Source organism: Desmonostoc vinosum (genome assembly GCF_059505385.1).
In genome coordinates, this window is the sequence record NZ_JCACKM010000004.1 from 34,227 (window position 1) to 61,092 (window position 26,866).

A 26,866-nucleotide genomic window follows, 5' to 3' on the forward strand; every position below is an offset into this window, starting at 1 on the left:
ACTCAAAATAGTTACCTCAGTTCCTAGTCCTTAATTCCTAGCCTCCATGAAATCTTTACATCGTGCCGATCTCTATAGCTGGTCTAATTTCAATCCTGCAAGAAATATAGATTTCAATGGGGTTGCCTGGATTCGTCCAGAAGGCAATATTTTAATTGACCCCGTAGCCTTATCAAATCATGACTGGAACCACTTGCAATCCCTCGGTGGTGTAAGTTGGATTATCTTGACAAACTCCGAGCATTTTAGAGCCAGTAAAGAAATTGTCGATCAAACCTATGCTAAAATAGCCGGCCCGATCGCCGAAAAAGATGCTTTCCCAATATTTTGCGATCGCTGGCTGTCTGATGGTGATGAATTGGTACCAAAACTGAAAACAATTGAACTCCAAGGTTCTAAAACTCCCGGTGAACTGGCATTACTGTTGGAAGACACAACCTTAATTACAGGGGATTTGGTACGGGGACAAAAAGCTGGTCGCTTGAATATCTTATCAGATGAAAAACTGCTGAATCGCGCCGCAGCAGTAGCTTCAGTGCGACGGTTAGCAGAACTGACTCATGTAGAAGCAGTGCTAGTAGGGGATGGTTGGTCAATTTTTCGAGATGGACGCGATCGCTTACTGGAACTGGTAGAAACGGTGTGAGTAGGTGAAGGTGATTTATTGATGGTAAAGTGCGAACGCTCTCTATGACTTTAATTATTTAAAAGTTTACTTTTCTGCGATCGCAATTCACAGCACTAAACTAGAAAGTAAGATGTTGGGGTAAGTTTATGAACGCTGCAACAATCACTTTGCCTACTAGCCTCATATTGAAAATCGATTTGACTGATGAACAATTTTTCCAGTTGTGTCAGGAAAACCGCGATTATCAATTTGAGCGTACAGCATCAGGGGAATTATTAATTATGCCACCTACAGGTAGTGAAACTGGCAACCGTAATTTTGATCTGGTGGTTGAGTTAGGAATTTGGAATAAACAAACTAAATTAGGCAAAGGTTTTGACTCTTCAACTGGCTTCACTCTACCTAATGGTGCAAATCGTTCTCCCGATGCTTCTTGGATAAAAATTGAGCGGTGGAATGCTTTAACACCAGAACAACAAGAAAAATTTGCTCCCATCTGTCCTGATTTTGTCATAGAATTACGTTCTCCTAATGATTCTCTAAAAGTTCTACAGGAGAAAATGCAAGAATACATCGAAAATGGCGCTCAATTAGGTTGGTTAATTGACCGCAAAAACAAGCGAGTAGAAATTTATCGCCCAGGCAGAGATGTAGAGATATTAAATAATCCTACTAGTTTATCAGGTAAAGATGTATTGCCTGGATTTGTATTACATCTACAGCAAATTCTTTAAGAACATTAAACTAAACTAATGTTGCTACCTTCTCTAAGAGTCCTCGAAATAATTTCAACCCATCACTACCACCCAGCATCGCATCTGAAGCTCTTTCCGGGTGCGGCATCATTCCTAACACATTGCCTTGAATATTGCAAATTCCAGCAATATTATTTAATGAACCGTTGGGGTTTTCACCCTCGTAGCGGAATATCACTTGCCCATTATCTTCAATTTTAGAGAGGGTAGCTGCGTCAGCATAGAATCGGCCTTCGCCATGGGCAATGGGCAAAGTAATAGTTTCAGCAGTGGTATAAGCTTGCGTCCAAGGGAGATTGGTACGCTCAACTTTCAGAGGGACGCGATCGCAGATAAAATGTAAATCCCGATTTTTCGTCAGTATACCTGGTAATAGTCCTGCCTCAGTTAATACTTGAAAACCATTACAAATACCCAAGATAAACTTACCTTTTTGTGCATGTTCAATAACCTGCTGCATAACAGGCGAAAACCGTGCGATCGCACCACAACGTAAATAATCACCGTAACTAAAACCACCAGGGATGATTACAACATCCAAATCAGTAATATCCGTCTCTTGATGCCAAACCATGCGAGTTGGTTGTTCTAACAAGTCTCTAGTGACATAAGCAACATCGCGATCGCAATTAGAACCGGGAAAAACAATAACGCCGAATTTTGTCATTTGTTGTTGGGGATTGGGGAACTCGGGGCCCCCGCTCTTCTTATGGGTAGGTTTTTTAGATTTCGCGTTTTGGTTGACGCGGGGACGCGGAGAAAGATTTCGGAACGAAAAAATAGGTTTTTTCAGACTGAATATGAAAAACCTACCCTTGAAAGGGCCCCCGCTCCCGTAGGGAGTGGGGATTAGGGGTAATGGGGATTGAGGGGATGCACTTCGAGTTCGCTCAGTGACCGGGGGAGTGAGGGAGTGAGGGAAAAAATTTCTCCGCGTAAGCGCGTAAGCGCGTCCCAATTCCCCCATTCCCTAAAAAACGCCCGTCTGCGATTCGACTTCTATCAAATCAAAGCGATAATTTTCAATCACCGGATTTGTTAGCATTTGGTCACAGATTTGATCAAGGTTATGACGTGCTTTCTTTTCATCAGGCGAGGTGATGAGTAATTCGATGTACTTGCCAATCCGCACCTGTTCAACACTATCGAATCCCATTTGTTTGAGACCAGATTCTACAGCCACACCAGCAGGATCTAGAACTGAAGGGCGGAGTGTTACGAAAATTTTGGCTCGATACTTTCTTTGCACAGGCTCAAAACCTCCTTTAAATCAACACTTTTAGCGTAATATGCTTTTAAAATACTCACTGAATGCTCAAAAGCACTATTGTTAGTGTTTCAGCATGAGTAAAGTATATTCTAATACTTGGCAACTATATTCGAGTTATGCTTGATCATTCTCCCATCAATAATATTATCGCTCTAGTTTTTAGACTATTAATTTAACAACTTTCCTCTTGTCAAATTTTCCCCTAAAAAATCGACCTTCAATCTTTGCAGGGCAATGGTTGCAGCGTTCAAAATTTTGAGGGAAAATTTGGTCAGATTTTTGGAGAGATGTTTTTAGGCGTCTGACCTTGGATAATAGAGAATGAGCATTAATTGAGCATGTTCGCCGGATAGTCAAATATATAAAGTAATGCTCAAAATTAGAGATAAAACACTTAAACTAGCTTGTTTGAGCATCAGATGAGCATTTTAGAAAATTAATAGGCTGAAAGTATTGAAAAATGAGGATTACGAGAACCCGCAGCCAAGAGCGTATCTTGAACCTACTAAAAACTATCAAGCAAGGCATTTCCGCCCAAGATATTTACGTAGAACTACGCAACCGCAATCAAAGCATGGGTTTAGCGACAGTTTACCGTTCCTTGGAAGCCTTGAAACTTGAAGGTATGGTACAATTACGGACTTTGGCTAACGGTGAAGCCCTCTATAGCTTGGTACAGCAAGACAAGCACCACCTTACCTGTTTGCAATGCGGCGTTTCAATTCCGATTAATCAGTGCCCCGTGCATGACTTAGAAGACCAGTTACAATCCAGCCATAAGTTTAAAATTTTTTACCACACCCTAGAGTTTTTTGGTTTGTGCGGCCAGTGTCAAATCAATCAGGCTGCGGAAGTTGGTCATTAGGGGATTGGGAATATTGCAGTTAATCCAGAATCGCTAATTTCTACTGTCGGCAAAGAGGCTTCTGGCACTGGCAATATGAAATTCGCGATGAACGTGGTAAGCGTTGGTGGCGGTCTAAATCCCCTATTTCAACTCTGTCTTTCAGCACAATTATTCATGGGATCGCTTGCTGTATTTTTCACATTTTGTTACAAAAGTACAAAGAACTTCTAGAGACTAAAACCAAATGTTCGGCGGACTTACTGGTTTAACAGATCCTAAAGGCACAGATTGGGGAGAGCGGATGCTCAATACAGTCGCCAGCCAAACGATTCGCCACCTATTTACTCAAAGCGAGTCAGTAGAAGTCTTCGTGCGCTGTTATCCTTCTAGCAAGTTGTTGCAAGGTAGTATTGATAGCTTTAAGATGAGCGGTCGTGGTTTGGTGATCCGTAGAGATTTTGCGGTAGAGGAGATGTCTTTTGAAACTGATGCGGTTTCTATAGACTTCGGCTCTGTTTTGAGCGGTAAACTTAGTCTGAAGCAGCCTACTGTGGCGATCGCCCAAGTAATTTTATCAGAGGCAGGTATCAACCAGGCATTTAATGCCGAACTTGTGAGAAAACGCCTGCTTAACCTTTCCCTACCAACCTTGACAGCCTTATTTGGCGATAAACCAGTTTCTTTTACAGAAGTCCAAGTGCAGCTATTGCCTGAAAATCACTTACAGCTTGCCGCCAAGGCAGATTTAAACAATGGCGAAATCGTGCCTCTCAGTATGACTTTAAGCGTTGGCATTGAAAGACGGCGGCGGATTTCTTTTAAAAACCCAACAGTACAACTTGACCACGTACCGGAAGCACAAAGGGAAATATCTCAAACCCTGAGTTTGGCACTAGTAGAAATTTTGGATAACATGGTCGATTTGGATCGCTTTGACCTTGATGGTGTAAAAATGCGACTTAATCGTCTAGAAACCGAGGGGAAAACAATAATTTTCAGTGGATATGCTGAGATTGAGCGTATTCCAAGTAGCCCTTGAAACGCGAATGTCGTTAAGGTGAGCAGTGCCCATTCTGTTGACTTACAAGGTATTATGGAGAAACTATGGAAATAGCGTGATAATCAGGAGTCAAGCTATGCAAGCGATCCTGTTGAGCAGTGAGGAAGTTGCGAAACGCGCTTACCAAATCTACGAGAGCGGAATCCGCCAAAAGGTTGAGACAGAGGAAAATATTGGCAAAATGGTCATCATCAACATTGAGACAGGTGACTATGAGGTTGATGAAACTGGGCTACAAGCAGCTAAAAACCTTCAGGCAAAGTCCCCCTATGCAAGACTCTTTGGCATCTGCATTGGCTATAATGTAGCCGCTTCTTTCGGCGGTGTGATGAAGCGGGTGAGCAGTGATTTCCGGTATTGTGACTGACAGACATGCGATCGTCTCTTTGACATTTCTCTTGGTGAATGGCGCAACGTTCTCGATCGAGTTTGTCATAGATACAGATGAAGCGGACGGGCGAGAGATCCTGGTGGTGAGGCATAAATCATCTGCCGCCGCTTATCTTAGTCGTTAGCTGGCTTTGTTTCTGGGTTAGGACGGTATTTTAAGATTGTCTTTGGGGAGGTTTAATGTGAGAGTGGTCGAGTCCAGATAAACAAGTTGTAGACCAATGGATGAAGTTGTCATCACTGAATACGATCCAAACTGGGTGCTACTTTTTGAGCAGGAATCTGTACGTATTCAGGCAGTTTTAGATAGAGACCTTATCACTCGCATTGAGCATTTTGGTAGTACAGCCATTCCAGGTTTAGCTGCAAAACCCATCATCGATCTATTGATAGGGGTACGCTCACTGGCAGAAGCAAAACAAGTTGCAGTTTCTCCGCTAGAGCAGTTGGGCTATGCTTACTGGTCGGAGAATCCTGACCCTCAGCGGATGTTTTTTGTTAAAGGTTTACCACCCAATAGTCCACGCACTCATCATATCCACATGGTCGAGCTAGATAGTGTATTGTGGGAGCGTTTGATATTTCGAGACTATCTTTGCAAGCATCCAGACGAAGCAGCACGTTATGCACAATTGAAGTACAATCTTGCCCAACGCTTTTTGAGTGATCGCGAAGCATACACAATGGGAAAAGCGGAGTACGTGGAGTCTATCATGCAAAAAGCTCGACAACAGCGAGTTAACACGGCGTTGGAGCGGATCGACGAAGGATTCGTGTAAAAATAAGTTGAACAATTTAATATTTGTAGTGGGGGCATCTTGCCCGCGCGAGCAAGATGCTCGCACTACTTATTTTTACTTGATGCCGAAAGATATTGGTGCTGAATTCGAGGTCATCTGCGACCGCTCAACTGTGCCGTTATGCCGCTGAATCTTGGGTGGAGACAGTAATCTGAAAGTTATTTGTGAGTGTTGGGAAATCGAACAATATTTGGCTTTGTAGTATCATGTAGCATATTCGGTAAAGTTCACAAATTTTTGTTGAGATCGCCTATGAGCCAGCAAACTTTTCTAAAAGTGCCTTTTGTTTGGAAGGGGACGGAACGATTGATAGAAGTTTCATCTCGGTTGACCTTTGAACCAGTCAAAGCGATAGACGATCAATTAATTTCAACTGTTACGCGAGTAATGTCTGAATCAATCGATGCAAGCGATCGCCAGAGAGTATCAAAACATGATCCTTATAAAGCGGCTGAGATGTTTTTGAATTCAGCAAGAGACTTCGCATATCAAGATAACTGGTGGCAGTTTGGGATAAACGAAAAAGGGGAAATTGTAGGGTTTGTACTTCCGGTCGTTTTTTCAGGATGTGCCAAAGAGGGTTTAGAGGAAGGAACAATCTACTATATGGGAGTTTTGCCAGAGTATCGAGGGCTTGGTTTGGCAAACGATCTTTTATCGAAGGGAACACAGATCTTACAAGAGATCGGAGTCTGGCGAGTCTTTTGTGACACGGCGGTAGATAATGTGCGGATGATTTCTGCGTTCAAGCGGGTTGGCTATCGGCAATACAGTGAACCTTGGGAACGCCCGGTTTAATTGTTGTAGTTTGCGCGGCATAACAACCCTGGTGCATGTCTTGATAACTTTGCTGACTTCTAGTATAAATACTAACATTTAAGTATAATTTAATTCAATATTGTTTGCGAAACCGTAATAATGAAAAACTAAGCCTGTCCTGAAAGACTAGAATTTGGATGGTAGCTTCCCTAATTGATATGTGTAAGACTAAGAAGCTACTCAAGCTATTTTTTAATGGGAGGTCAAGGCAATGGCTATCGCCACCATTAATCCCGCCACAGGGGAAACGCTCAAAACCTTTGAGCCACTTAATGATGCAGAAATTGCCGCTAAACTGGATGTAGCTGGTCAGGCTTTTGAGTTCCACCGCCAGACTAGTTTTGAGCGGCGATCGCAATATTTACAAAAAGCTGCTGATATTTTAGAGCAAGACAAAGCGGAATTTGCAAAGTTAATGACTTTGGAAATGGGTAAACCATTCAAGGCTGCGATCGCAGAAGTAGAAAAATGTGCTGTAGTTTGTCGCTACTACGCTGAACACGCTGCCGATTTCTTGGCTGATGTCACCGTTCAAACCGATGCTAGTCATAGTTTTGTGCGCTATCAGCCTTTGGGTGTGATTCTGGCTGTGATGCCATGGAATTTCCCCTTCTGGCAAGTATTCCGCTTTGCTGCACCTGCACTCATGGCGGGAAATGTCGGCTTACTTAAGCACGCTTCTAATGTGCCGCAGTGTGCTTTGGCAATAGAAGATATTCTACAGCGAGCAGGTTTTCCCACAGGAGTTTTTCAGACGTTATTGATTGGTGCTGCCAAAGTTGCCGATTTAATGGCTGATGAGAGAGTGAAAGCTGCGACATTGACAGGAAGCGAACCAGCGGGGGTATCACTTGCTACTGCCGCAGGTAAACAAATTAAAAAAACTGTCTTGGAATTGGGAGGAAGCGATCCATTTATTGTGTTAGCAAGTGCTGATTTAGAAACAGCAGTTGTCACAGCTACTACAGCGCGGATGCTAAATAACGGGCAATCTTGTATAGCAGCGAAACGTTTTATTGTTGTAGAGGCGATCGCTGATAAATTTGAAAAGTTGCTTTTAGATAAATTCGAGGCGCTAAAACTTGGCGATCCTATGGAATTAGACACCGATTTAGGGCCATTGGCAACCCCTGGCATTCTCCAGGATTTAGATCAACAAGTGCAAGATGCCATCAGTAGCGGCGGTAAAGTGATCACGGGTGGACATGCTTTATCAGATCGTCCGGGGAACTTTTATCCACCAACAATCATCACCAATATTCCCCCCGACACACCAATTGCTAAAGAAGAATTTTTTGGCCCCGTAGCACTATTATTTCGTGTTGCGGATATCGATGCTGCCATCAAACTTGCCAATGACACACCCTTTGGTTTAGGTGCAAGTGCTTGGACAACAAACGATCAAGAACGCGATCGCTTAATTACTGAAATTGAAGCAGGTTCAGTATTTATTAACAGTATGGTTAAATCCGACCCCCGCCTACCTTTTGGCGGTATTAAGCGTTCTGGATATGGCAGAGAATTGAGTATCCAAGGCATACATGAGTTTATGAATGTTAAAACTGTTTGGGTGAAGTAAGAGGGGAGTAGGGAGTAGGGAATTGGAACTCAATATCTCGTCTAGGGATGAGGGGTAATGGAATTTATTTCATTACTCCCCACTCTCCACTCCCCACTAAAGGTTGTTATTGAGGAAATGATAATGAATACAGCAGAATTATTAGTACAGTGTTTAGAAAATGAAGGAGTGCAATATGTTTTTGGACTTCCTGGTGAAGAAAATCTACATGTTTTAGAAGCTTTAAAACATTCTTCAATTAAATTTATTACTACCCGTCACGAACAGGGTGCAGCATTCATGGCAGATGTCTATGGACGTTTGACAGGGAAAGCTGGAGTCTGTCTTTCTACTTTGGGCCCTGGTGCTACAAATTTGATGACTGGGGTAGCAGATGCTAACCTTGATGGTGCGCCTTTGGTGGCAATTACCGGACAGGTGGGAACAGATAGAATGCATATCGAATCTCATCAATATTTAGATTTGGTGGCAATGTTTGCACCTGTAACTAAATGGAATAAGCAAATTGTGCGACCGAGTATTACACCAGAAGTGGTGCGGAAAGCCTTTAAGCGATCGCAAACTGAAAAACCCGGTGCAGTCCATATTGATTTACCAGAAAATATTGCTGCTATGCCCGCAGAAGGCAAACCATTGCATAAGGATAATATCGAAAAAACCTATGCTTCTTTTGCTAGTATTCGAGCAGCAGCAGCAGCAATTTCTCAAGCAGTTAACCCATTAATTTTAGTAGGAAATGGGGCAATTCGCGCTCAAGCAAGTAATGCTGTGACGCAATTTGCTACGCAATTGAATATTCCTGTAGCTAACACTTTTATGGGTAAAGGTGTCATTCCCTACACTCATCAATTAGCTTTGTGGTCGGTGGGATTACAGCAACGAGATTTTATTACCTGTGGATTTGACAACACAGATTTAGTCATTGCTATTGGTTATGATTTAATTGAGTTTTCACCAAAAAAATGGAATCCTGATGGCAAAATTAAGGTTGTGCATATTGCGGTAAATCCAGCAGAAGTTGATAGTAGTTATATTCCTTGTGCGGAAGTCGTCGGAGATATTTCTGATTCTCTAGATGAAATATTAAAATTGGCAGATCGACAAGGTAAACCTAATCCTTTTGCTATCAGTTTACGTTCAAATATTCGTGCTGATTACGAACAGTATGCTAACGACGATGGGTTTCCCATTAAGCCACAAAAATTAATTTATGACTTGCGGCAAGTGATGGGCCCTGATGATATTGTGATCTCTGATGTCGGCGCACACAAGATGTGGATTGCTCGTCATTATCACTGTCATAGCCCCAATACCTGCATTATTTCTAATGGTTTTGCAGCCATGGGTATTGCTATTCCTGGTGCATTAGCTGCCAAACTTGTTTACCCCAACCGCAAAGTTGTAGCCGCAACTGGCGATGGCGGTTTTATGATGAATTGCCAAGAATTAGAAACTGCTTTGCGTGTTGGTACACCTTTTGTCACTTTAATTTTTAATGATGGTGGCTATGGATTAATTGAGTGGAAACAAGAAAATCAATTTGGTAAAGGAAATTCATCTTTTGTGCATTTTGGCAATCCCGATTTTGTCAAATTAGCCGAAAGCATGGGCTTAAAAGGCTATCGAGTTGAATCAGCCCTTGATTTAATACCTGTGCTAAAAGAAGCCCTCGCTCAAGATGTGCCAGCTGTGATAGATTGTCCCGTGGATTATCGAGAAAATCGTCGTTTTACTCAGCAAGCCGGCGAGTTGACTTGTTCTGTTTAGTTGAGTAGGGAGTGGGGAGTGGGGGATGAGGGAGACGCGGGGACGTGGGGACGCGCTTACGCGGTGAGACAGCGAGTAAAGGAGGGTTTCCCTCCGCAGGCAACTGCGAACCCGTTCGCTGAAAGCGTTCCCGAAGGGTAGGGGGACGCGGAGAATAGCCAATGACAATTTCCAATTCCCTACTCCCTACTCCCTAACGCCACTCCCCATTATGCTTAATTACAAAATTCTCAAAAAATGGCTGTTCTTGATTTCACTGGCTTTGATATCTGCGCTGATGCTAGCGATCGCATCTACAGCCTTCAGTATATATTCATATGGCAATAGTATTAATCATATTAAGGCAGAAGCAGCTATTGTTTTAGGAGCTGCGGTTTGGGGAAAGGAACCATCTCCGGTTTTTAGAGAACGTATTAACCATGCCATTAATCTGTACAAAAGTGGCGATGTTAGTACGATTATTTTTACTGGTGGAGTTGGCGAAAGTCATGAACTTGCTGAGGCTACAGTTGGTAAAGATTATGCGATTGCTCAACGAGTCAAAGCAGATAATATTCTCATAGAAACTCAATCTCGAACAACTTACCAAAACCTCAAAAATGCTCTACAAGTGGCATCTGTTCACCGATTAACTAAGTTTCTCATTGTTAGCGATCCGTTGCACATGAAGCGAGCTGTTTTGATGGCGCGAAACTTAGGAATGGATGCATATCCATCCCCTACACCTACAACCCGCTATCGCAGTTTCTTAAGTCAAATGGAGTTTTTGATGCGAGAAACCTATTTTTATTTTGTTTACTTAATATTTAAAATTTAATCAACTGACAAATTACTAAAGCGTTTAACTTCATCCACAGATAAGCTAAGTGCGATCGCAATTTGCTCTAAACTCAACCCCAACTCCAATAATCGAGGTATTGCATCACATCGCGCTTGTTCTGCTTGTTGTCGTGCTTGTTCTGCTTGTTGTCGTGCTTGTTCTGCTTGTTGTCGTGCTTGTTCTGTTTCTTTATGACTCAAGAGTTTTTTCCCTGTTTGAGGTTCAAAGAAACGCAATTCTCCCTCAACAAGTCTGATATCTAAACCTAATACTTCACTGTGAATAGAGATACTTTCAGATAGAGAGTTGGGTGCAATAGGTTGATATCTACCTTCGACTAAACTTGAACCCTTCAATCGTGGGTTGAGATAATCTCCTATTGGATCATATTGAAAGTATTCTTGCACACCTAAAAGAGCATATTTTTGGGGTTTCTCTTCTTCATCGTTTTCTTGGGTAGTTAAAGAAGTTACTTCTAAAACAAAACTAGGAACTTTATTTCCTTCTTGCCAAACTTTATAACTGAGGCGCTTCTTCTTTTCTACCCCAAATATAACAAAGACATCAGGAGCTACCACAGCACTAGGAATGCCTTTTTTGTAATAAATAAAAAGGTTCCCAGACACATAAACATCATCTCGGTCTTGAAAATAAATATCTAGAGTTTCTACACCATAAATTAAATAATCTCGCGCTGGGTCGCTTTCCGCCATCGGTTTACCGTCTGAGTCGGGGTAGATAATCTCGGTCTTGAGTTGGTTGGGTGAAAGGGTCATCGAGCAAAGACCTCAACTCAAATGGAACTAACCTTAAAATAGCATTTTGTTCAGGATAGTTTTCACTCAGAAATATTACTATAAAAAAATACTTTAGGAATCTTAATAATGAGTTTAACTACCCAGCAGCTATCTACAGCCCCATTGGAAAAACTCTTTTGGACTTGGCAAGACTACAAAATTCAGTATACCGTTATGGGTACAGGACGCCCTTTAGTACTGGTTCATGGCTTTGGTGCTTCTATTGGACACTGGCGCAAAAATATCCCGGCTTTGGCAAATGCAGGCTACCGAGTTTATGCTTTGGATCTTCTGGGTTTTGGTAGTTCTGATAAACCGCCAATCAACTACAGTGTGGAAGTGTGGGTAGAACTACTCAAAGATTTTTGGATGACACATATTCAAGAACCCGCTGTATTTATTGGTAACTCGATTGGTGCCCTTTTAGGTTTGATTGTATTAGTAAAACATCCAGAAATCGCTGCTGGCGGTATTTTAATCAACTGTGCGGGTGGTTTAAGCCATCGTCCTCACGAATTGCATCCACCAATACGGATTGTCATGGCAGCTTTTAATAGAATTGTGCGATCGCAGCTCACAGGTAAATTCGTTTTTAACCGCATCCGCCAAAAATCACAAATTCGCCGCACCCTCTACCAGGTTTACCATAACCGCGAAGCTGTCACCGATGAACTAGTTGATTTACTCTATACTCCCTCTTGCGATCCAGGAGCGCAAAAAGTTTTCGCGTCAATTCTCACAGCACCACCAGGCCCCAGTCCAGCGGAATTATTGCCCAAAGTAGAACGCCCTCTATTAGTACTTTGGGGTGCTAATGATCCTTGGACACCAATCACCGGGGCAAAGATTTACCAAGACGCCCATGAGAATGGCAAACAAATCAAAGTTATTCCCATTCCTAACGCCGGTCATTGTCCCCATGACGAAGTTCCAGATATTGTAAATGACCAGATTGTTGGTTGGTTAAATAATTCGTAATTCGTAATTCGTAATTAATACTCCATTCCCCATTACCCCTAATCCTTGCTTCGGGAGCGGGGGCCCCGAGTTCCCCATGCCCAATTCCCCGTGGGCTGAGCTGCGGGATCTTGCTAGCAAGAGCGTCTTTGACAGGATAAGCCAATTCCCAATCTCTTTAAATATTTAGTTTACTTGTACTTGACTAAATCAAATTTATGTGGTAGCAGGATGGAGCTTGATCTAAATAATGAATATCAGCAGCCGGATTTTTCTGCACTAGGATATCAAGCTATCAGGGAACTGGGACGCAACCAGCAAGGCGGACGTATCACTTACTTGGCTAAGATTATAGGATGCGATCGCCTAGTGGTGATTAAAGAGTTCCGGTTTGCCAGTGCAATTACTGACTGGTCGGGAATGAAGGCTTATGAACGCGAAATTGCTATCATGCGACAGCTAAATCATCCCCGCATTCCCCGATATCTAGATTCTTTTGAAAAGTCAGGGGTTTTTTATTTAGTGCAAGAGTATAAAAATGCCCCATCTTTAGGAGCAAAACGCAGCTTTCAACCTGAAGAAATCAAGCAAATTGCTTTGTCAATCTTAGAAATTTTAGTTTATTTACAACGGCAAGTGACGCCAATTATCCATAGAGATATTAAACCAGAGAATATTTTAGTTGATGAGCAACTGAATGCATACTTAGTAGATTTTGGCTTAGCGCGGATGCGGAACGAGAAAATAACCCTTAGTAGTTTTGTGGTAGGAACTCCAGGTTTTATGCCACCGGAGGAACAGTTGGGATATGCCCTCACCGAAGCATCAGACTTGTATAGTTTAGGGGCAACACTGATTTGCTTACTAACAGGTATTCGTTCTGCGGATATCAGTAAATTAATTGATGATAAGTACCGCTTTCATTTTCCGAAATTAGTTCCCCAAATCAATCCGCATTTTCGATCATGGTTGATGAAAATGGTAGAACGTAACCGGAAACATCGCTATGCTAATGCAGCGACTGCTTTTCAAGCGCTAAGACCGATTCCAGTTATTGGTGCTGGTAATGGAATAGATCATTTAGTTGCTGCTGTTAAACATAGAAAAATCATTACTCTGCTGAGTTTAGTTACCATTGCCACGCTAACTGCCGTGGGAGCAACTTTAATAATTGAACAACCTGGTAGCGCTGTCAGACAATTACTGGAAATGAAACAATGTCAAAGTGATGATTGTTAAAGTTTGTCATTAGTTATTTGTCATTGGTCAAGAGTCAAAAGTTTGTAATTCCCCCTCTTCTACTCCCCATCACAACAATTGTGGAAATTGTGGAAAACTTACTTTAAGTCTGCTTAATAGGTAATTCAGTAGATAACCCCCTGTGGAAAACTTGTGGAAAAACTAGGGTATTTTTCCACAAGGTAATTATACCTAATCTAGGTTTTTACCACAGAAAATCAAGTTTTCCACAGACTTTTCCACAGCAAAAGTAAAATTTAATGAGTTTTTATACTTTGCTTAATACTCTCAAGAATACAGGTGATAGGTGATAGTGAAGAAACAAAAGGAGTATTTCTTTCGCCCTTCCCTGTTCCCTATCATGATGATTTGTGGGAACGGCTAGTCATATTGATCCGATCGCCTAGTTGACGTAGTGTTTGTGCTAGAGCGCGATCGCTTTGTAAAAGTTGAGTAATTTTGTCACAACTATAAATTACTGTCGTATGGTCTTTACCACCAAATTCCTCACCAATTCTCGGCAAACTCAAAAGTGTATGTTGCCGCATTAAATACATGCCTATTTGACGCGCCCAGCTAATTTCTCGGCGGCGGGAGTTGCTTTTGAGGTCTTCTGTAGAAACACCAAAAGCATTTGCAACAACTGTTAAAATTGCCTCTGGGGTAGCTTCTATCTTCTCAGTTGGTGGTTCTAAAACTGGCGCAATATTTTCTACATTCATCGGTAAACCCCAAATAGAAATGTAAGCCAGTGCCCGAATTAATGCACCTTCCAACTCTCGAATATTAGAAGTATAGTTAGCAGCAATATACTCAATCACCTCTCTAGAAAGCCGAATATTTTCATACTCAGCTTTCTTCTGTAAAATAGCCATTCTTGTCTCTAAATCTGGTGGTTGAATATCTGCAATCAACCCCATAGAAAACCGCGAACAAAGACGTTCTTGCAAACTAGGAATTTGATTAGGAGGGCGGTCAGAAGCAATAACGACTTGTTTACCCGCTTCATGTAAAGTATTAAAAGTATGAAAAAATTCTTCTTGCGTGTACTCTTTGCCCTCAATAAACTGAATATCATCTACTAACAAAACATCAGCAGCTCGATAATGCTCGCGAAAACTTTGCATACTATCTTGGCGAATGGCTGTAATTAAATCATTAGTAAACTGTTCAGTAGAAACGTAAAATATTTTACAATCAGGAGAAATTTCGCAGCGATAATGACCAATGGCTTGCATCAGGTGAGTCTTACCCAAACCTACCCCACCGCACAAAAATAAAGGATTAAACTCTCTGCCAGGAGATTCAGCAACCGCCAAAGAAGCAGCATGAGCCATACGGTTGTTAGCACCAACTACAAATCTAGAAAATACATACTTAGAATTTAAGTCAGCGGTTTTTTGGTTATTTTTTGTCATAGTTTCAGAAACATTGCTTGGGACTGGTAATTCCCAAGTAACTTCTTGCTCAGCTAGATGAGATTCATCACCCTGAGCAACAGTAAAGTAAATCTCCACAGAATGACCTAAAACATCTTGCACCACATGAGCAATTGTGTTGATGTAATATTTCTGTAGCCAATTGCGAGCAAACGGGTTAGGAGTGCGTATCACCAAGCAATTATTTTCCAATCGCTCTGCACTAGCAGTCTTGATCCAAGTTTCAAAGGTGGGTCGAGATAGTTCTATTTGTAAGCGTTCTAGGACTTGACTCCACAAAGTTTCTATGGGAGTTTCCATAATTTACCACCTTTGCTGCTAATCGTCACAATAGAAGATATGAGCAAGCACCAATCTAGCATTCAGACGCGCTAGATCTGGAACCAGCTTTTAAGTTGTAATCAGGGAAATACCCAGTAGGCAATATCCTATCACCGATGACTCGCACGGAGAAACAAAGACACATGAAGACAAAAGACTATAATTTAGCACCCACAAGTATAAATAATAGGGATTTACCTCAGAGGTGGAGAAAAAACAAAACTTTATTGATGCTCATGTCTGGAGTAACAGCGATATTCTTGGGAGGTTGTTCTCTGATTTCTGCTAGGACAACGGAGAATGGGCAAAGTGATAATCAATCTCAAACTCAAGTGCAAAATACCAGCACTCCTAATCCGGTAATTGCTCCCCCAGCAATTATTTCAACCACTGGAGATCCTAATTATGTGGTTAAGGTTGTACAAAATGTGGGGGAAGCGGTAGTTCGCATTGATGCTTCTAGAACCATAACCTCTCAAGTCCCAGATGAATTTGACGGCCCAGTCTTCCGACCGTTTTTTAGAGATAGATTGCAATCACAGCCAAGACAACGAGTAGAAAGGGGTAGCGGCTCTGGATTTATCATCAGTGCTTCAGGTGAAATTTTGACCAATTCTCACGTAGTAGATGGTGCGGATAAAGTTACAGTCACACTTAAAGGTGGTGAAACTGTTGACGGCAAAGTCATGGGTGAAGACCCAGTAACTGACGTGGCTGTAATTAAAATTGATACCAGTAAGCTTAAGGAGCAAAATCAACTGAAAATATTACCTATAGGCAATTCTGATGCTTTGCAACCAGGAGAAGCAGTAATTGCCATCGGTAATCCTTTGGGGTTGAATAACACCGTCACTTCTGGGATTATTAGTGCTACAGGTCGCTCTAGTAGCGATATTGGTGCTACTGACAAACGAGTTGACTATATTCAAACAGATGCAGCAATTAACCCTGGTAACTCTGGGGGGCCACTACTGAATGCGCGTGGTCAAGTGATAGGGATGAACACAGCGATTATTCGAGGCGCTCAAGGTTTGGGATTTGCGATCCCCATTAACACAGTGCAAAGAATCTCCAAAGAATTAATTGCTAAAGGCAAAGTTGATCATCCTTATTTAGGTATTCAAATGGTGACATTAACACCAGAAGTGAAAGAAAAAATCATTAGTAGTAGTGGCGATCGCTTAAACATACAATCAGATAAAGGCGTTTTTCTATTTGATGTTGTAGCGCGATCGCCTGCATCTATCGGAGGACTCAGAGCTGGCGATGTCATTACAAGAATTAATAACCAGCCTGTTACTAAAATTGAAGACGTGCAAAGGCTAGTAGAAAATAGCAAAATCGGCAGCACTCTACAAATACAAATAGAACGCAATGGACAAACCGCACAAGTAGCAGTAAAACCCGCTGCCTTACCAGTGCAACGTCAAGGTTAATGTCATTTGCAATTCCCAATTCCCCATTCCCTACTTCCCACTCCCCACTCCCCAAAAATATGAATGAATCATCACAAATCATTCAATTAGGCAATCCCATATTGCGCCAAAAAGCTGCTTTAGTTGACAATATTCAAGATGTGTGCATTCAAAAATTAATAGTAGATTTAATTGCCACTGTTGGTACAGCTAACGGTGTGGGCATTGCAGCACCTCAAGTAGCCGCTTCTTATCGTTTATTTATAGTGGCTTCCCGTCCTAATCCCAGGTATCCCAATGCACCAGAAATGGAACCTACTGCCATGATCAATCCCAAAATCATTGCTCGTTCAACTGAGGTTGTGAAAGGCTGGGAAGGCTGTTTGAGTGTTCCAGGAATTAGGGGGTCAGTTCCCAGGCACCAAGCAATTGAAGTGGAATATACTGATCATCTTGGTCAGCTACAAAAGCGAGAATTAACGGATTTTGTGGCTCGTATATTTCAACACGAGTACGACCATCTCGACGGTATTGTATTCGTTGACCGCCTAGAAAGCAACCTCGACATGATTACCGAGCAGGAATACCAACAACGAGTAGTTAACAACACTTAACCCAAAATAATTCCGAAGAATGAGATTCAACACTGATACCTAAGTTATATTTAACCTATTGTTAACCTTTGCCTTGGTTTAGTGATCGGTTAAATGACCAATACTACCAGCAGTCGCAATGGGTTAAGTCCGCAGCTAAATATGTCTCCTGACTTAACCCTTACTCAGCGCCAAAGCGATGAAGTAAAACTGAATAAAAATGCAAGCACAACGGTTGCACAGTTACAAGTGCAACTACCTTCAGAGGGATTACAAATAGTTCACGCCACCAGAAAGCGTGTGCGAGTTCGTGTGAGCGAAGGTGCTTTGAATTCTAGATTGGAAAGTATATCCCAATATTTAAGGCAACAACATGGGATAAAAGAAGTTTCTACTAATCAGCAAACTGGTAGTATAATAGTCACCTTCGATGAAAATCGCGTATCATTGCCGCAGGTGATAGAACTACTGCAACAATTGGGCATTCACCCACTGGAAACTTCAGCGCAATCAACCAGCAAAACAGATCCTTTCGCTGCATGGAAATCCCTTGATTTTTGGAAAGAACAGTCTATTTCTTTTATCCCCTTGATGACAGGATTAGCAGTGACAGGAGGATTGGGAATCAATGGTTTGGCAGCGATCCCAGTTTATATGATTACTTCTGGTACAACTCGGCGGATAATTGATTTTGCGCGATCGCAAATCCTCACATCTGAAGACTCAGAAAACAAAGAAAACCAGAAGCAACAGACGATAACACCACAACAATCTCCAAATCTTCCCACTTCTGTTACCTACAGCATTGTTCACACCCTCCCTGGACGAGTGCGCTTTCATGTACCTCAAATCGCTCAACACCGTGCTTATGCACGAAGATTAGAGAGATTAATTAAAGCCGATCCCCAGGTTACTAGTGTACGTGTGAATGATGATGCCGCATCGATCACGATCGCCTATCATCCTCATGAGGTGAGCATCTCCCATTGGGTAAATCTTATGGAGTTGGCGTTGCAAATCAATCCTGCTGTCGAGGAGCAAGGGGAGATGAGGGAGATGAGGGAGATGAGGGAGCAAGAAGAGATAAAGGAGCAAAAACAGCAACAAGAGTTAGTTAACTACTTCCTCTCATCCTCGTCATCCCACGTCTGGGCTGAGATGAAGCCTTCGGCCTTGTCTTATTCCTTAGCCTACATGGCGAACTTTCCTCTATAGACGGTTCCAAAAATGAAGAACATGGAGGGAAATATATGGAAGGTTCTATTTTGCAGGAATCGTGTCTAATTTATAAATCTAGCGCTCGCAGCACGCAGCCTTCAAAGGTAATCTATAGAGTTACCCCAGAAGTGGCGATTCCACAACCAAATACAAACTCAGAGCCTCAACTTGTCTCTGATTCAATCTGTTAGTAGTGATGTAACCGCAGTTCTAGCAAACACCAATAATTTTGCGATTAGCTAAGTCTCCCGTGGGCTGAGCGACTTGCCCTGAGCGTAGCCGAAGGGAGTCAAAGCCCACCCCCAACCATTAATAAAAACCAAATGTAACAACCCTTTATGTAGAGAGAAAGAATGGCAAAAGTCAGTACTCAAATAGCACCATCCCCAATTGCATCTGCTCAAGATTCTGTAAAAAAACAGAACGGCATAGTTACTCTAGCTAATAGCAACGGATACTTAAGTAAACAAACAGCCAAAGTTACTTACAAAGTTGTCCATGCAATTCAAGGAAGAGTGCGGTTGCGTGTGCCTCGGTTACGCTCTGATCCCGACTATGCAAACCGATTGCAAGCATTACTCCAATCTGATCCCATCGTCACGAGTGTTCGGCTCAAATCTGCAGCTGCATCGCTAGTAGTTACCTATAACTCTAGTGCAATTGCAGATACACAGATGCGATCGCATTTAATCCGTCTACTTTTAGCAGCCCATGAGGTAGCAAACGTTCTCATCCCTGCTCAAAATTCATCGGTATCGCCACCAACAACGGACACAGATACATTTTGGCCGGGGATGCAACTTGCCGCTGTGGCTACTGGTTTAGCTGTCTTGGGAGGGCCATTAGGGTTTTCCGTTCCGCCTGTAATGGTGGCGGGAACTATTGCCTTGGCGACATTACCCGTCTTCCAAAGAGCGCTAGAGGGAATCACAACGCAGCGCAAGCTAAATATTGATTTTTTGGATCTGATGGCGATCGTAATTACTACCGCCCAGGGTCATTTTCTCACGCCATCGCTGATGCTGAGTTTAATTGAAATTGGCGAGAATATCCGCGATCGCACCGCTCGTTCTTCAAAATTGCAGACTCTAGATTTACTCAATTCCTTGGGACAATTTGTTTGGGTTGAGCGTGATGGCATCAAACAACAAATTGCCATTCAAGAAGTACAGCGCGGTGATACAGTTATTGTTTATCCTGGCGAACAGGTTCCAGTTGATGGCAATATCATGCGGGGGAAAGCGCTGCTGGATGAACAGAAACTAACTGGCGAAGCTATGCCAGTGCTGAAAAGCAAAGGACAAGCTGTTTTTGCCTCAACTTTGGTGCGTGAGGGACGAATTTATATTTTGGCGGAACGAGTCGGTAATGATACTCGTGCTGGACAAAGTATTAGGTTAATGCAAGAAGCTCCTGTCCACGATACCCGGATGGAGAACTATGCCACAAAAATTGCCGAAACAGCTGTAGTACCAACTTTGCTACTTGGAGGTACAGTATTTGCCATAACTCGCAACCCAGCACGAGCCGCTAGTGTCCTTACCTTGGATTTATGTACAGGTATTCGCGTATCTATTCCGACAACAGTTTTGGCGGCACTTACTTATGCAGCCAAACACGGTATTCTCATCCGTAGTGGACGGGCATTAGAACAACTAGCAGCAGTTAACACAGTTGTGTTTGATAAGACAGGCACACTTACTAAAGGAGAAGTGACAGTTGTTGCTGCCGAGAGTCTCAATCCTGCAACATCAGACTTGCGAGTACTGGAACTAGCAGCCGCTGCAGAACAGCGTTTAACACACCCAGTCGCTGAGGCAATAATTCGTTACGCCGAAGCACAACAAGTAGTTATTCCAACTCGTGGTAAGTGGAACTATCAACTGGGTTTAGGTGTGCAAGCAGAAATTGATGGTGAGACTGTATATGTGGGTAGCGATCGCTTTTTGCGTCAGCAAGGCATTGATATGCAACTACTCAACGGGCGTCATCAACGGGCAACTTCAGTGATTTATGTAGCTAGCAACGGTCAACTTCAAGGTAAAATAAAATATAGAGACATTCTTCGTCCAGAAAGTCGGCATGTAATTAACGAGTTATTGGCGGTTGAGGGTGTGGAAGTCCACATGCTCACAGGAGACAACAAGCGAACAGCCAACACTGTTGCCGCTGAACTAGGTATTGCTCCAGCCCACACACACGCCGAAGCCTTTCCAGAACAAAAAGCAGCGATTGTTCGCGAACTGCACGAACAAGGTAAAACAGTTGCGTTTGTAGGCGATGGAATTAATGATTCGCCTGCTTTAGCATACGCTGATGTTTCCGTGTCCTTTGCCAACGGTTCCGACATTGCCCGCGAAACAGCAGACGTAGTGTTAATGCAGAATGACTTGTATGGTTTACTAGAGGCGATTGAGATTGCTCGCAAAGCCAAGCAATTGATTCATCAAAACACAGGTCTTGTTGCTATTCCTAATTTAGCAGCAATGGCGATCGCAGTTTTGTTTGGTCTAAATCCCCTAGCAGCAACAGTAGTCAACAATGGTTCAACAGTAGTTGCAGGCGTAAATGGGTTGCGTCCAATCCTGAAACCTTCGCTAAATACAGCAAATCGCAGGTAAATAAAGTACAAATTTTTAGAAGAACAAAGTCACATAACAAAAGAATTTCACCCTATTCCCTGTTCCCTGTTCTAAAACTCTACCATCAGTAAGATGAGCTAGTCATTTTTTGTAGAGTACCTTTGAAAGCTTTCCCATGTTCCAATTTACGGAGGTAATTTAACTCATGGCACCTAAAATCACCGATTTCGTTGAAGATGCCGGCCCAGTCGGAATTGTAGCCGGTATTGGAGCAGTTCTGCTAGCTCCTATTGTACTTCCCATTGTGGCTGGAATTGGTAAACCCATCGCCAAGACAATCATCAAAGGTGGACTTGTCGCCTATGAAAAAAGCAAAGGAGCCTTTGCCGAACTTGGCGAAACCTGGGAAGATATGGTAGCTGAAGCCAGAGCCGAAATAGCTGAAGATAAGCACCCTGCATTTGAAGCTGCTAGCACTCCTGTTGATACTTCAACAGATAACGGTGCATAGAGACAAGCAGTTAGATAGTTGCATAGTTGCTAGGTTACTAGATACCTGACTTCTTGACGAAGTCGGGTATCTAATCTAGACCAAATCAAATATGAGTCCTATATTTTGTTGATAAATAGCTTTAAAAAATATGATTGAGAGAATAGATATATTGAAAAATAATAATAGTAGTCTTAATAGGAGCGTCAAAAATATGAAGCAAACAAACTTCAGCAAACTTGACAATTCCATATCTACAAAAATTGTCAGTGACACTCCAGGTAGACTACGGTTAAGAATTGCTCGACCTGATCGTCAAAGCAAAAAAATACAACACATTGTTAACCTTTTAGAAGCGCAACCACATATCAATCAGGTACGTACTAATATCGACCATGGTAGTATTGTGATTAATTATGATAGTAAAAGCAGCAATTTAAAAAATTTACTAACCGCTCTACAAGATTTAGGAATTATTTTTACCGATATTACTGTGGGTAATACCGAAGCTGCTGCGAGTTTATCGAATGCAGTTATTGATTTGAATAGACAAGTCAAACAAGCCACTAATAGTGTAGTTGATTTGCGCTTTCTTTTTCCTATGGGATTAAGTATCCTGGCTGTTCGGCAACTAGCAATTAGGGGTTTGCAATTTGAGGTTATTCCTTGGTATGTGTTGGCATGGTATGCCTTTGATAGCTTTATTAAACTAAACGTCAATGGCATTTATTCACCACAGGCAAACGAGGATCATTTATAATCATCGTTTTAAACAAATGCTATATGTAACGCTTATGTAATTAAATAGTTATATTTATTTTGAGTATTATACATAAATACTTATCGTTTGGTAAATAAAAAAATAAGGTAAGGTTAAATTTGTTAATTAGATTTTCTATTCAATAAAAACAATCTAACCTGTCTAAAGGTAGATACTATTTATGTGAAATAGGTTTAACTTTGTAGTGAAATATACAAAAACCTCCAAGACATATGGCTGACATCGTTGATACCGCTGTAAATGCTGGTTCATTTAACACTCTAGTAGCAGCAGTTAAAGCTGCTAATTTAGTAGATACACTCAAGGGTGCTGGCCCATTTACAGTTTTTGCACCTACTGACGAAGCATTTGCGAAGCTACCAAAAGGTACAGTAGACGCACTGCTTAACGATATTCCACAACTCACCAAAATCCTGACCTATCATGTTGTTTCAGGTAAAGTACTATCAAAAGATGTGGTGAAGCTAAAGTCAGCTACCACTGTTGAAGGCACTGACGTAAAAATCGATGCATCTAATGGTGTAAAAATTAATGATGCTACCGTTACCACACCAGATGTTGCTACTGATAACGGTGTTATTCATGTTATTGACACAGTGTTGATTCCTGCATAAGCAAATACTCAAATAGCTGATTTATAATTTGTAGAATAGCAATTATTAGTAATTGCTATTCTACAAATTTTTTGATGCAAAAACACAGAGTCACTCCATTTTTAATGAATGATTTAGGACTGCTGTAGACTCAAACACCAAACTACTCCACGGTACTAACGATAGTCGTAAACCCGCAGGCAAAGCAGTAGCTTATTAACAACTCTGCGTACCTCCGCGCTCCTCTGCGTTGCAAATTCCTATATCGTATTTGTAGACCCCTCTAACACCAAACCATGAAAAAGCTGATCAACAAGCCAGAAGACTTTGTGCGGGAGAGTCTGCAAGGTATGGCGGCAGCTCATGCCGATTTAATTAAAGTCAACTATGACCCTACTTTCGTCTATCGAGCCACTCCACTTATCCCAGGGAAAGTAGCAATTATTTCTGGTGGTGGCAGTGGTCACGAGCCAATGCACGCGGGCTTCGTTGGTCACGGAATGTTAGATGCAGCTTGTCCTGGAGAGGTTTTTACTTCACCTACCCCTGACCAAATGCTAGCAGCAGCCAAGCAAGTTGATGGTGGTGCAGGTATCCTTTATATCGTCAAAAATTACAGCGGCGATGTCATGAACTTTGAGATGGCAACCGAATTAGCCCGTAGTGAAGGCATCCGAGTACTGAATATCTTGATTGATGACGATATTGCAGTCAAAGACAGCCTCTATACCCAAGGTCGTCGGGGTGTAGGAACGACGGTTCTAGCGGAAAAAATTTGTGGTGCAGCCGCAGAACAAGGGTATGATTTATCACAAGTTGCAGAATTGTGTCGTCGGGTAAATTTGCACGGGCGGAGCATGGGAATTGCTCTCACTTCTTGTACAGTACCAGCTAAAGGTACACCAACATTTGAATTAAGCGATCGCGAAATTGAATTGGGCATCGGTATTCACGGGGAACCAGGCAGAGAACGCACATATATAAAACTAGTAGATGAAATTACAGAAATTTTGACGCACTCAATCATTGAGGATGTATCCTACAGGCGTACAGTCCGCGAGTGGGATGAAAATCAAGGAGAATGGATAGATGTAGAATTGATAGACCCACCATTGCAAAAAGGCGATCGCATATTAGCTTTTGTCAATAGTATGGGTGGAACTCCGCTTGCTGAGGTGTATCTTGTTTATCGCAAACTATCGCAAATCTGCGAACAGCAAGGGCTGCAAATCGTGCGGAACTTGATTGGGCCTTACATCACATCTTTGGAAATGCAAGGTTGCTCAATTACCTTACTCAAGTTGGACGATGAACTCATCCGGTTGTGGGATGCACCAGTTAAAACGCCAAGTTGGCGCTGGGGAATTTGAGAATAATTCGTAATTCGTAATGACGCGACGCTCCTGCGTCGCTAACGCTGACGCTCGTACCTCGCTACCGCTGCGCTAACGTAATTCGTAATTCGTAATTATTTACTCTCCTGCCTTATCCCCCGGTTGGTGAGTTTCGGCTACGCGGTAATCGAGCGAAGTCGAGATTCAACTACTGCGGAGTCGAACCACATCTTCCCCCACTCCCTACCTTTCAAGGGTAGGTTTTTCATATTCAGTCTGAAAAAACCTATTTTTTCGTTCCAAAATCTTTCTCCGCGTCCCCGCGTCCCCGCGTCAACCAAAACGCGTCAACCAAAACGCGAAATCTAAAAAACCTACCCATAAGAGCCACTCCCTACTCCCTAAATATGGTGAATCAAGCGCAGATTTTACAATGGTTGCAGACCTTTGCAGCCGAGATAGAGCAAAATAAAGAATATCTGACAGAATTAGATGCTGCGATCGGTGATGCTGACCACGGTATTAATATGGATCGTGGTTTTAAAAAGGTAATCACTCAGTTACCGAACGTTGCAGATCAAGATATCGGCAGCATTTTAAAAACCGTGAGCATGACCCTTATTTCTTCTATCGGTGGTGCTAGTGGGCCACTGTACGGCACATGGTTTCTACGAGCTAGCACCGTAGCTACGCTTAAGCAAGAGTTGACAGCACAAGACACCTTAGAGTTACTCCAGGCTGGCTTAGACGGCGTACTTCAGCGTGGTAAAGCACAACTGGGCGATAAAACAATGGTAGATGTGCTATCCCCTGCTGTGGCAGCTTTTGCACAGGCTTTAAGCGAGGATAAAGGTACGCTTGCAGCCTTGCAGCAAACAGTAGCCATCGCAGAAGCGGCGATGAAAGATACAATACCCATGTTGGCCAAGAAAGGACGGGCTAGCTATCTAGGAGAGCGGAGTATTGGACATCAAGATCCAGGGGGAACTTCTGCTTATTTGATGTTAAAGAGTTTATTGGTAGTGCTGGAACCCCATATTTCATAAGGTTAAGAAATACTTAATACAAATAATTTGTTGTCTCTAATTACTGCCCCCTGCTCCTCTGCCTCCTAGCGCTTAGAAGTCAAAGCAAGCCCAGATCTTTTAGGCTGCGTCGTGTAATCTCAATACGGGCAGGTGCATCTTCTGCTTTATGCATATCAATGGTTGTTGCGAAAAAGTAAATGTTTTTATTTTGTTCTAAATAACCTACGAACCAACCAAAATTTGGTTTGATACTTGTTAACCATCCTGTCTTACCTCGCAGTACATAGTCTGGAGTTTGTTCACGTACCATAATATCTTTTACCAAATTCATTGTCCGTTGCAAAAAGGGTAAATTGCCTGCATACAACCGTTGCAAAAATTCAATCTGCTGTTTGGGTGTAATTTGTAATGGCCCTTGCAACCAAAAACGATCAATCTCTGCGACTGTGCCAATTTGACGATTACCATAGCCGACTTTGTTAATTAATTGCTGCATTCGCTCATGTCCAGCTTTTCGTGCTAGGACTTGGTAGAACCAAACAGTTGAATCTTTAAAGGCTTGACGCAAGTTTGTATCATGGTTCCAAGCATCAATCTCTCGGTGAATCCCGTCCCAAGTGAGAACTGCTACATCATCAGGGACTATACCTGTTTCTAAAGCCACTAGAGCGTTAAAAATTTTGAATGTCGAACCTGGTGCGATCGCAGTTGCATTACGCTGAGAATTGTGTTCGTAGATGCGGTTGTTTTTGGAGTCGTAAATCAAGATTGAGCCTTCAAACCCCAAATCTTGAAAGTGTCGCCCCAAATTTGGCGCTTTCAGGGCGAGTATGGCTGGATGTTTAGATGAGGTATTTGCAGGTTGAGCTAAAACATGCATTGCCCCAAAGCTAATTATGCTCACTAAAGCAAGACATCCAACGATTGCGAAGACGAGATATTGTGTCCTGCGCTGTGCGTAACGCCAAAAAAATTGCCACATGCTAAACAAGATGATTCTCCTTGTAGATTTAATTGAATTCTAGAATTATCGGCTAGAACTCTGATGCGATCGCATTTTATATCAAGTTATAGTAATTACTTGTGATTAAAGTTTCTCTGCATCCCCGCGTCAGTCATAACGATAAGTTTTCAAGCGAACACAATATTACTGCTAAATTCTGCCATCCGTGGTTTCATCGTCTCTTTACTTAATCTTTATTTTACCTATCAGTAAATACGGATAGAATATAAATATCAAAAGTTAATTCTATCTAAAAAAAGTAGACAAATACATAGTAAAAAGTATTAAAAACTTTCAAAATATAGTTGTCATTTATTAGCTTTACGCCTTTGTCATCAGAG

General features: G+C 42.2%; 26 protein-coding genes. 21 read left to right on the plus strand and 5 right to left on the minus strand.

The window, feature by feature from the left end; translation table 11 throughout:
• Positions 1-46: 46 nt before the first annotated feature.
• Both AC5JMF_RS00555 and AC5JMF_RS00560 read left to right on the plus strand, forming a co-directional pair.
• On the plus strand, positions 47-646 hold the full coding sequence (locus tag AC5JMF_RS00555; protein ID WP_495793767.1) for an MBL fold metallo-hydrolase: 600 nt from the start codon (positions 47-49) through the stop codon (positions 644-646).
• A gap of 128 nt (positions 647-774) precedes the next feature.
• On the plus strand, positions 775-1,362 hold the full coding sequence (locus tag AC5JMF_RS00560) for a Uma2 family endonuclease (protein ID WP_495793768.1): 588 nt from the start codon (positions 775-777) through the stop codon (positions 1,360-1,362).
• A gap of 10 nt (positions 1,363-1,372) precedes the next feature.
• On the opposite strand, the gene purQ is transcribed toward AC5JMF_RS00560, so the two are convergent.
• Positions 1,373-2,050: a phosphoribosylformylglycinamidine synthase subunit PurQ gene (gene purQ / locus AC5JMF_RS00565; RefSeq protein WP_495793769.1), complete on the minus strand. Its 678-nt coding sequence runs from the start codon at positions 2,048-2,050 to the stop codon at positions 1,373-1,375.
• A gap of 303 nt (positions 2,051-2,353) precedes the next feature.
• Positions 2,354-2,632 (minus strand): phosphoribosylformylglycinamidine synthase subunit PurS, encoded by a 279-nt coding sequence (purS, locus tag AC5JMF_RS00570; RefSeq protein WP_495793770.1) that lies wholly within the window; start codon positions 2,630-2,632, stop codon positions 2,354-2,356.
• Between the two features lie 481 nt (positions 2,633-3,113).
• Here purS and AC5JMF_RS00575 point away from each other — a divergent pair, with 481 nt between their 5' ends.
• The 8 genes from AC5JMF_RS00575 (at position 3,114) to AC5JMF_RS00610 (ending at position 10,732) form a co-directional block, all read left to right on the plus strand.
• On the plus strand, positions 3,114-3,518 hold the full coding sequence (locus AC5JMF_RS00575; RefSeq protein ID WP_495793771.1) for a Fur family transcriptional regulator: 405 nt from the start codon (positions 3,114-3,116) through the stop codon (positions 3,516-3,518).
• Between the two features lie 226 nt (positions 3,519-3,744).
• Positions 3,745-4,539, plus strand: a complete 795-nt coding sequence (locus AC5JMF_RS00580) for an LmeA family phospholipid-binding protein (RefSeq protein ID WP_495793772.1) — start codon at positions 3,745-3,747, stop codon at positions 4,537-4,539.
• A 97-nt stretch (positions 4,540-4,636) separates the two neighbouring features.
• The gene (locus tag AC5JMF_RS00585; protein WP_495793773.1) at positions 4,637-4,927 is read left to right on the plus strand and encodes a hypothetical protein; all 291 of its coding nucleotides are present in this window, start codon (positions 4,637-4,639) and stop codon (positions 4,925-4,927) included.
• Positions 4,928-5,171: 244 nt separating this feature from the next.
• Positions 5,172-5,729: a GrpB family protein gene (locus AC5JMF_RS00590; RefSeq protein ID WP_495793774.1), complete on the plus strand. Its 558-nt coding sequence runs from the start codon at positions 5,172-5,174 to the stop codon at positions 5,727-5,729.
• Positions 5,730-6,002: 273 nt separating this feature from the next.
• Positions 6,003-6,548 carry a GNAT family N-acetyltransferase gene (locus tag AC5JMF_RS00595; RefSeq protein WP_495793775.1) on the plus strand — a complete coding sequence of 182 codons (546 nt, stop codon included), beginning with the start codon at positions 6,003-6,005 and terminating at the stop codon, positions 6,546-6,548.
• A 232-nt stretch (positions 6,549-6,780) separates the two neighbouring features.
• A complete protein-coding gene (locus AC5JMF_RS00600; RefSeq protein WP_495793776.1) occupies positions 6,781-8,148 on the plus strand; it encodes an NAD-dependent succinate-semialdehyde dehydrogenase in 1,368 nt (455 codons plus the stop codon).
• A 123-nt stretch (positions 8,149-8,271) separates the two neighbouring features.
• Positions 8,272-9,915: an acetolactate synthase large subunit gene (locus AC5JMF_RS00605; protein ID WP_495793777.1), complete on the plus strand. Its 1,644-nt coding sequence runs from the start codon at positions 8,272-8,274 to the stop codon at positions 9,913-9,915.
• Between the two features lie 211 nt (positions 9,916-10,126).
• Positions 10,127-10,732, plus strand: a complete 606-nt coding sequence (locus AC5JMF_RS00610) for a YdcF family protein (protein ID WP_495793778.1) — start codon at positions 10,127-10,129, stop codon at positions 10,730-10,732.
• Here AC5JMF_RS00610 and AC5JMF_RS00615 read toward each other — a convergent pair.
• Complete coding sequence (locus AC5JMF_RS00615; protein WP_495793779.1) at positions 10,729-11,511, minus strand: Uma2 family endonuclease; 783 nt, start codon at positions 11,509-11,511, stop codon at positions 10,729-10,731. The genes AC5JMF_RS00610 and AC5JMF_RS00615 overlap by 4 nt on opposite strands.
• A gap of 108 nt (positions 11,512-11,619) precedes the next feature.
• Here AC5JMF_RS00615 and AC5JMF_RS00620 point away from each other — a divergent pair, with 108 nt between their 5' ends.
• Together AC5JMF_RS00620 and AC5JMF_RS00625 are read left to right on the plus strand one after the other, a co-directional pair.
• Positions 11,620-12,510 carry an alpha/beta fold hydrolase gene (locus AC5JMF_RS00620; RefSeq protein WP_495793780.1) on the plus strand — a complete coding sequence of 297 codons (891 nt, stop codon included), beginning with the start codon at positions 11,620-11,622 and terminating at the stop codon, positions 12,508-12,510.
• Between the two features lie 210 nt (positions 12,511-12,720).
• Positions 12,721-13,728, plus strand: coding sequence for a serine/threonine protein kinase (locus AC5JMF_RS00625; RefSeq protein WP_495793781.1), 1,008 nt, complete (start codon positions 12,721-12,723; stop codon positions 13,726-13,728).
• A gap of 359 nt (positions 13,729-14,087) precedes the next feature.
• Here the strand turns inward: AC5JMF_RS00625 and dnaA are convergent, their stop codons facing one another.
• Entirely contained in the window at positions 14,088-15,467 is a 1,380-nt protein-coding gene (gene dnaA, locus AC5JMF_RS00630; protein WP_495793782.1) for a chromosomal replication initiator protein DnaA, read from the minus strand.
• Positions 15,468-15,631: 164 nt separating this feature from the next.
• On the opposite strand from dnaA, the gene AC5JMF_RS00635 reads away from it, so the two are divergent.
• The 9 genes from AC5JMF_RS00635 (at position 15,632) to dhaL (ending at position 25,540) form a co-directional block, all read left to right on the plus strand.
• Positions 15,632-16,924 (plus strand): HhoA/HhoB/HtrA family serine endopeptidase, encoded by a 1,293-nt coding sequence (locus tag AC5JMF_RS00635; protein WP_495793803.1) that lies wholly within the window; start codon positions 15,632-15,634, stop codon positions 16,922-16,924.
• 59 nt (positions 16,925-16,983) lie between these two features.
• On the plus strand, positions 16,984-17,517 hold the full coding sequence (gene def, locus AC5JMF_RS00640) for a peptide deformylase (RefSeq protein WP_495793783.1): 534 nt from the start codon (positions 16,984-16,986) through the stop codon (positions 17,515-17,517).
• Between the two features lie 93 nt (positions 17,518-17,610).
• Positions 17,611-18,711, plus strand: a complete 1,101-nt coding sequence (locus tag AC5JMF_RS00645; protein ID WP_495793784.1) for a hypothetical protein — start codon at positions 17,611-17,613, stop codon at positions 18,709-18,711.
• 356 nt (positions 18,712-19,067) lie between these two features.
• Positions 19,068-21,335 (plus strand): heavy metal translocating P-type ATPase, encoded by a 2,268-nt coding sequence (locus tag AC5JMF_RS00650; protein WP_495793785.1) that lies wholly within the window; start codon positions 19,068-19,070, stop codon positions 21,333-21,335.
• Between the two features lie 166 nt (positions 21,336-21,501).
• Positions 21,502-21,807: a DUF5132 domain-containing protein gene (locus tag AC5JMF_RS00655; RefSeq protein WP_495793786.1), complete on the plus strand. Its 306-nt coding sequence runs from the start codon at positions 21,502-21,504 to the stop codon at positions 21,805-21,807.
• 193 nt (positions 21,808-22,000) lie between these two features.
• Positions 22,001-22,546 carry an HMA2 domain-containing protein gene (locus tag AC5JMF_RS00660; protein WP_495793787.1) on the plus strand — a complete coding sequence of 182 codons (546 nt, stop codon included), beginning with the start codon at positions 22,001-22,003 and terminating at the stop codon, positions 22,544-22,546.
• A 233-nt stretch (positions 22,547-22,779) separates the two neighbouring features.
• Positions 22,780-23,181 carry a fasciclin domain-containing protein gene (locus AC5JMF_RS00665; RefSeq protein WP_495793788.1) on the plus strand — a complete coding sequence of 134 codons (402 nt, stop codon included), beginning with the start codon at positions 22,780-22,782 and terminating at the stop codon, positions 23,179-23,181.
• A gap of 275 nt (positions 23,182-23,456) precedes the next feature.
• Positions 23,457-24,530 (plus strand): dihydroxyacetone kinase subunit DhaK, encoded by a 1,074-nt coding sequence (gene dhaK / locus AC5JMF_RS00670; RefSeq protein ID WP_495793789.1) that lies wholly within the window; start codon positions 23,457-23,459, stop codon positions 24,528-24,530.
• Positions 24,531-24,901: 371 nt separating this feature from the next.
• Positions 24,902-25,540: a dihydroxyacetone kinase subunit DhaL gene (gene dhaL / locus AC5JMF_RS00675; RefSeq protein ID WP_495793790.1), complete on the plus strand. Its 639-nt coding sequence runs from the start codon at positions 24,902-24,904 to the stop codon at positions 25,538-25,540.
• Between the two features lie 79 nt (positions 25,541-25,619).
• Here dhaL and blaOXA read toward each other — a convergent pair whose 3' ends face one another.
• Positions 25,620-26,504 carry a class D beta-lactamase gene (gene blaOXA, locus AC5JMF_RS00680; protein WP_495793791.1) on the minus strand — a complete coding sequence of 295 codons (885 nt, stop codon included), beginning with the start codon at positions 26,502-26,504 and terminating at the stop codon, positions 25,620-25,622.
• Positions 26,505-26,866: the final 362 nt, after the last annotated feature.

Bases quoted from the DNA above. Each gene is read 5' to 3' on its own strand.
- AC5JMF_RS00555 (WP_495793767.1), top strand. From the start codon at position 47: ATGAAATCTTTACATCGTGCCGATCTCTATAGCTGGTCTAATTTCAAT.
- AC5JMF_RS00560 (WP_495793768.1), top strand. From the start codon at position 775: ATGAACGCTGCAACAATCACTTTGCCTACTAGCCTCATATTGAAAATC.
- purQ (WP_495793769.1), bottom strand. From the start codon at position 2,050: ATGACAAAATTCGGCGTTATTGTTTTTCCCGGTTCTAATTGCGATCGC.
- AC5JMF_RS00575 (WP_495793771.1), top strand. From the start codon at position 3,114: ATGAGGATTACGAGAACCCGCAGCCAAGAGCGTATCTTGAACCTACTA.
- AC5JMF_RS00580 (WP_495793772.1), top strand. From the start codon at position 3,745: ATGTTCGGCGGACTTACTGGTTTAACAGATCCTAAAGGCACAGATTGG.
- AC5JMF_RS00585 (WP_495793773.1), top strand. From the start codon at position 4,637: ATGCAAGCGATCCTGTTGAGCAGTGAGGAAGTTGCGAAACGCGCTTAC.
- AC5JMF_RS00590 (WP_495793774.1), top strand. From the start codon at position 5,172: ATGGATGAAGTTGTCATCACTGAATACGATCCAAACTGGGTGCTACTT.
- AC5JMF_RS00595 (WP_495793775.1), top strand. From the start codon at position 6,003: ATGAGCCAGCAAACTTTTCTAAAAGTGCCTTTTGTTTGGAAGGGGACG.
- AC5JMF_RS00600 (WP_495793776.1), top strand. From the start codon at position 6,781: ATGGCTATCGCCACCATTAATCCCGCCACAGGGGAAACGCTCAAAACC.
- AC5JMF_RS00605 (WP_495793777.1), top strand. From the start codon at position 8,272: ATGAATACAGCAGAATTATTAGTACAGTGTTTAGAAAATGAAGGAGTG.
- AC5JMF_RS00610 (WP_495793778.1), top strand. From the start codon at position 10,127: ATGCTTAATTACAAAATTCTCAAAAAATGGCTGTTCTTGATTTCACTG.
- AC5JMF_RS00615 (WP_495793779.1), bottom strand. From the start codon at position 11,511: ATGACCCTTTCACCCAACCAACTCAAGACCGAGATTATCTACCCCGAC.
- AC5JMF_RS00620 (WP_495793780.1), top strand. From the start codon at position 11,620: ATGAGTTTAACTACCCAGCAGCTATCTACAGCCCCATTGGAAAAACTC.
- AC5JMF_RS00625 (WP_495793781.1), top strand. From the start codon at position 12,721: ATGGAGCTTGATCTAAATAATGAATATCAGCAGCCGGATTTTTCTGCA.
- dnaA (WP_495793782.1), bottom strand. From the start codon at position 15,467: ATGGAAACTCCCATAGAAACTTTGTGGAGTCAAGTCCTAGAACGCTTA.
- AC5JMF_RS00635 (WP_495793803.1), top strand. From the start codon at position 15,632: ATGAAGACAAAAGACTATAATTTAGCACCCACAAGTATAAATAATAGG.
- def (WP_495793783.1), top strand. From the start codon at position 16,984: ATGAATGAATCATCACAAATCATTCAATTAGGCAATCCCATATTGCGC.
- AC5JMF_RS00645 (WP_495793784.1), top strand. From the start codon at position 17,611: ATGACCAATACTACCAGCAGTCGCAATGGGTTAAGTCCGCAGCTAAAT.
- AC5JMF_RS00650 (WP_495793785.1), top strand. From the start codon at position 19,068: ATGGCAAAAGTCAGTACTCAAATAGCACCATCCCCAATTGCATCTGCT.
- AC5JMF_RS00655 (WP_495793786.1), top strand. From the start codon at position 21,502: ATGGCACCTAAAATCACCGATTTCGTTGAAGATGCCGGCCCAGTCGGA.
- AC5JMF_RS00660 (WP_495793787.1), top strand. From the start codon at position 22,001: ATGAAGCAAACAAACTTCAGCAAACTTGACAATTCCATATCTACAAAA.
- AC5JMF_RS00665 (WP_495793788.1), top strand. From the start codon at position 22,780: ATGGCTGACATCGTTGATACCGCTGTAAATGCTGGTTCATTTAACACT.
- dhaK (WP_495793789.1), top strand. From the start codon at position 23,457: ATGAAAAAGCTGATCAACAAGCCAGAAGACTTTGTGCGGGAGAGTCTG.
- dhaL (WP_495793790.1), top strand. From the start codon at position 24,902: ATGGTGAATCAAGCGCAGATTTTACAATGGTTGCAGACCTTTGCAGCC.
- blaOXA (WP_495793791.1), bottom strand. From the start codon at position 26,504: ATGTGGCAATTTTTTTGGCGTTACGCACAGCGCAGGACACAATATCTC.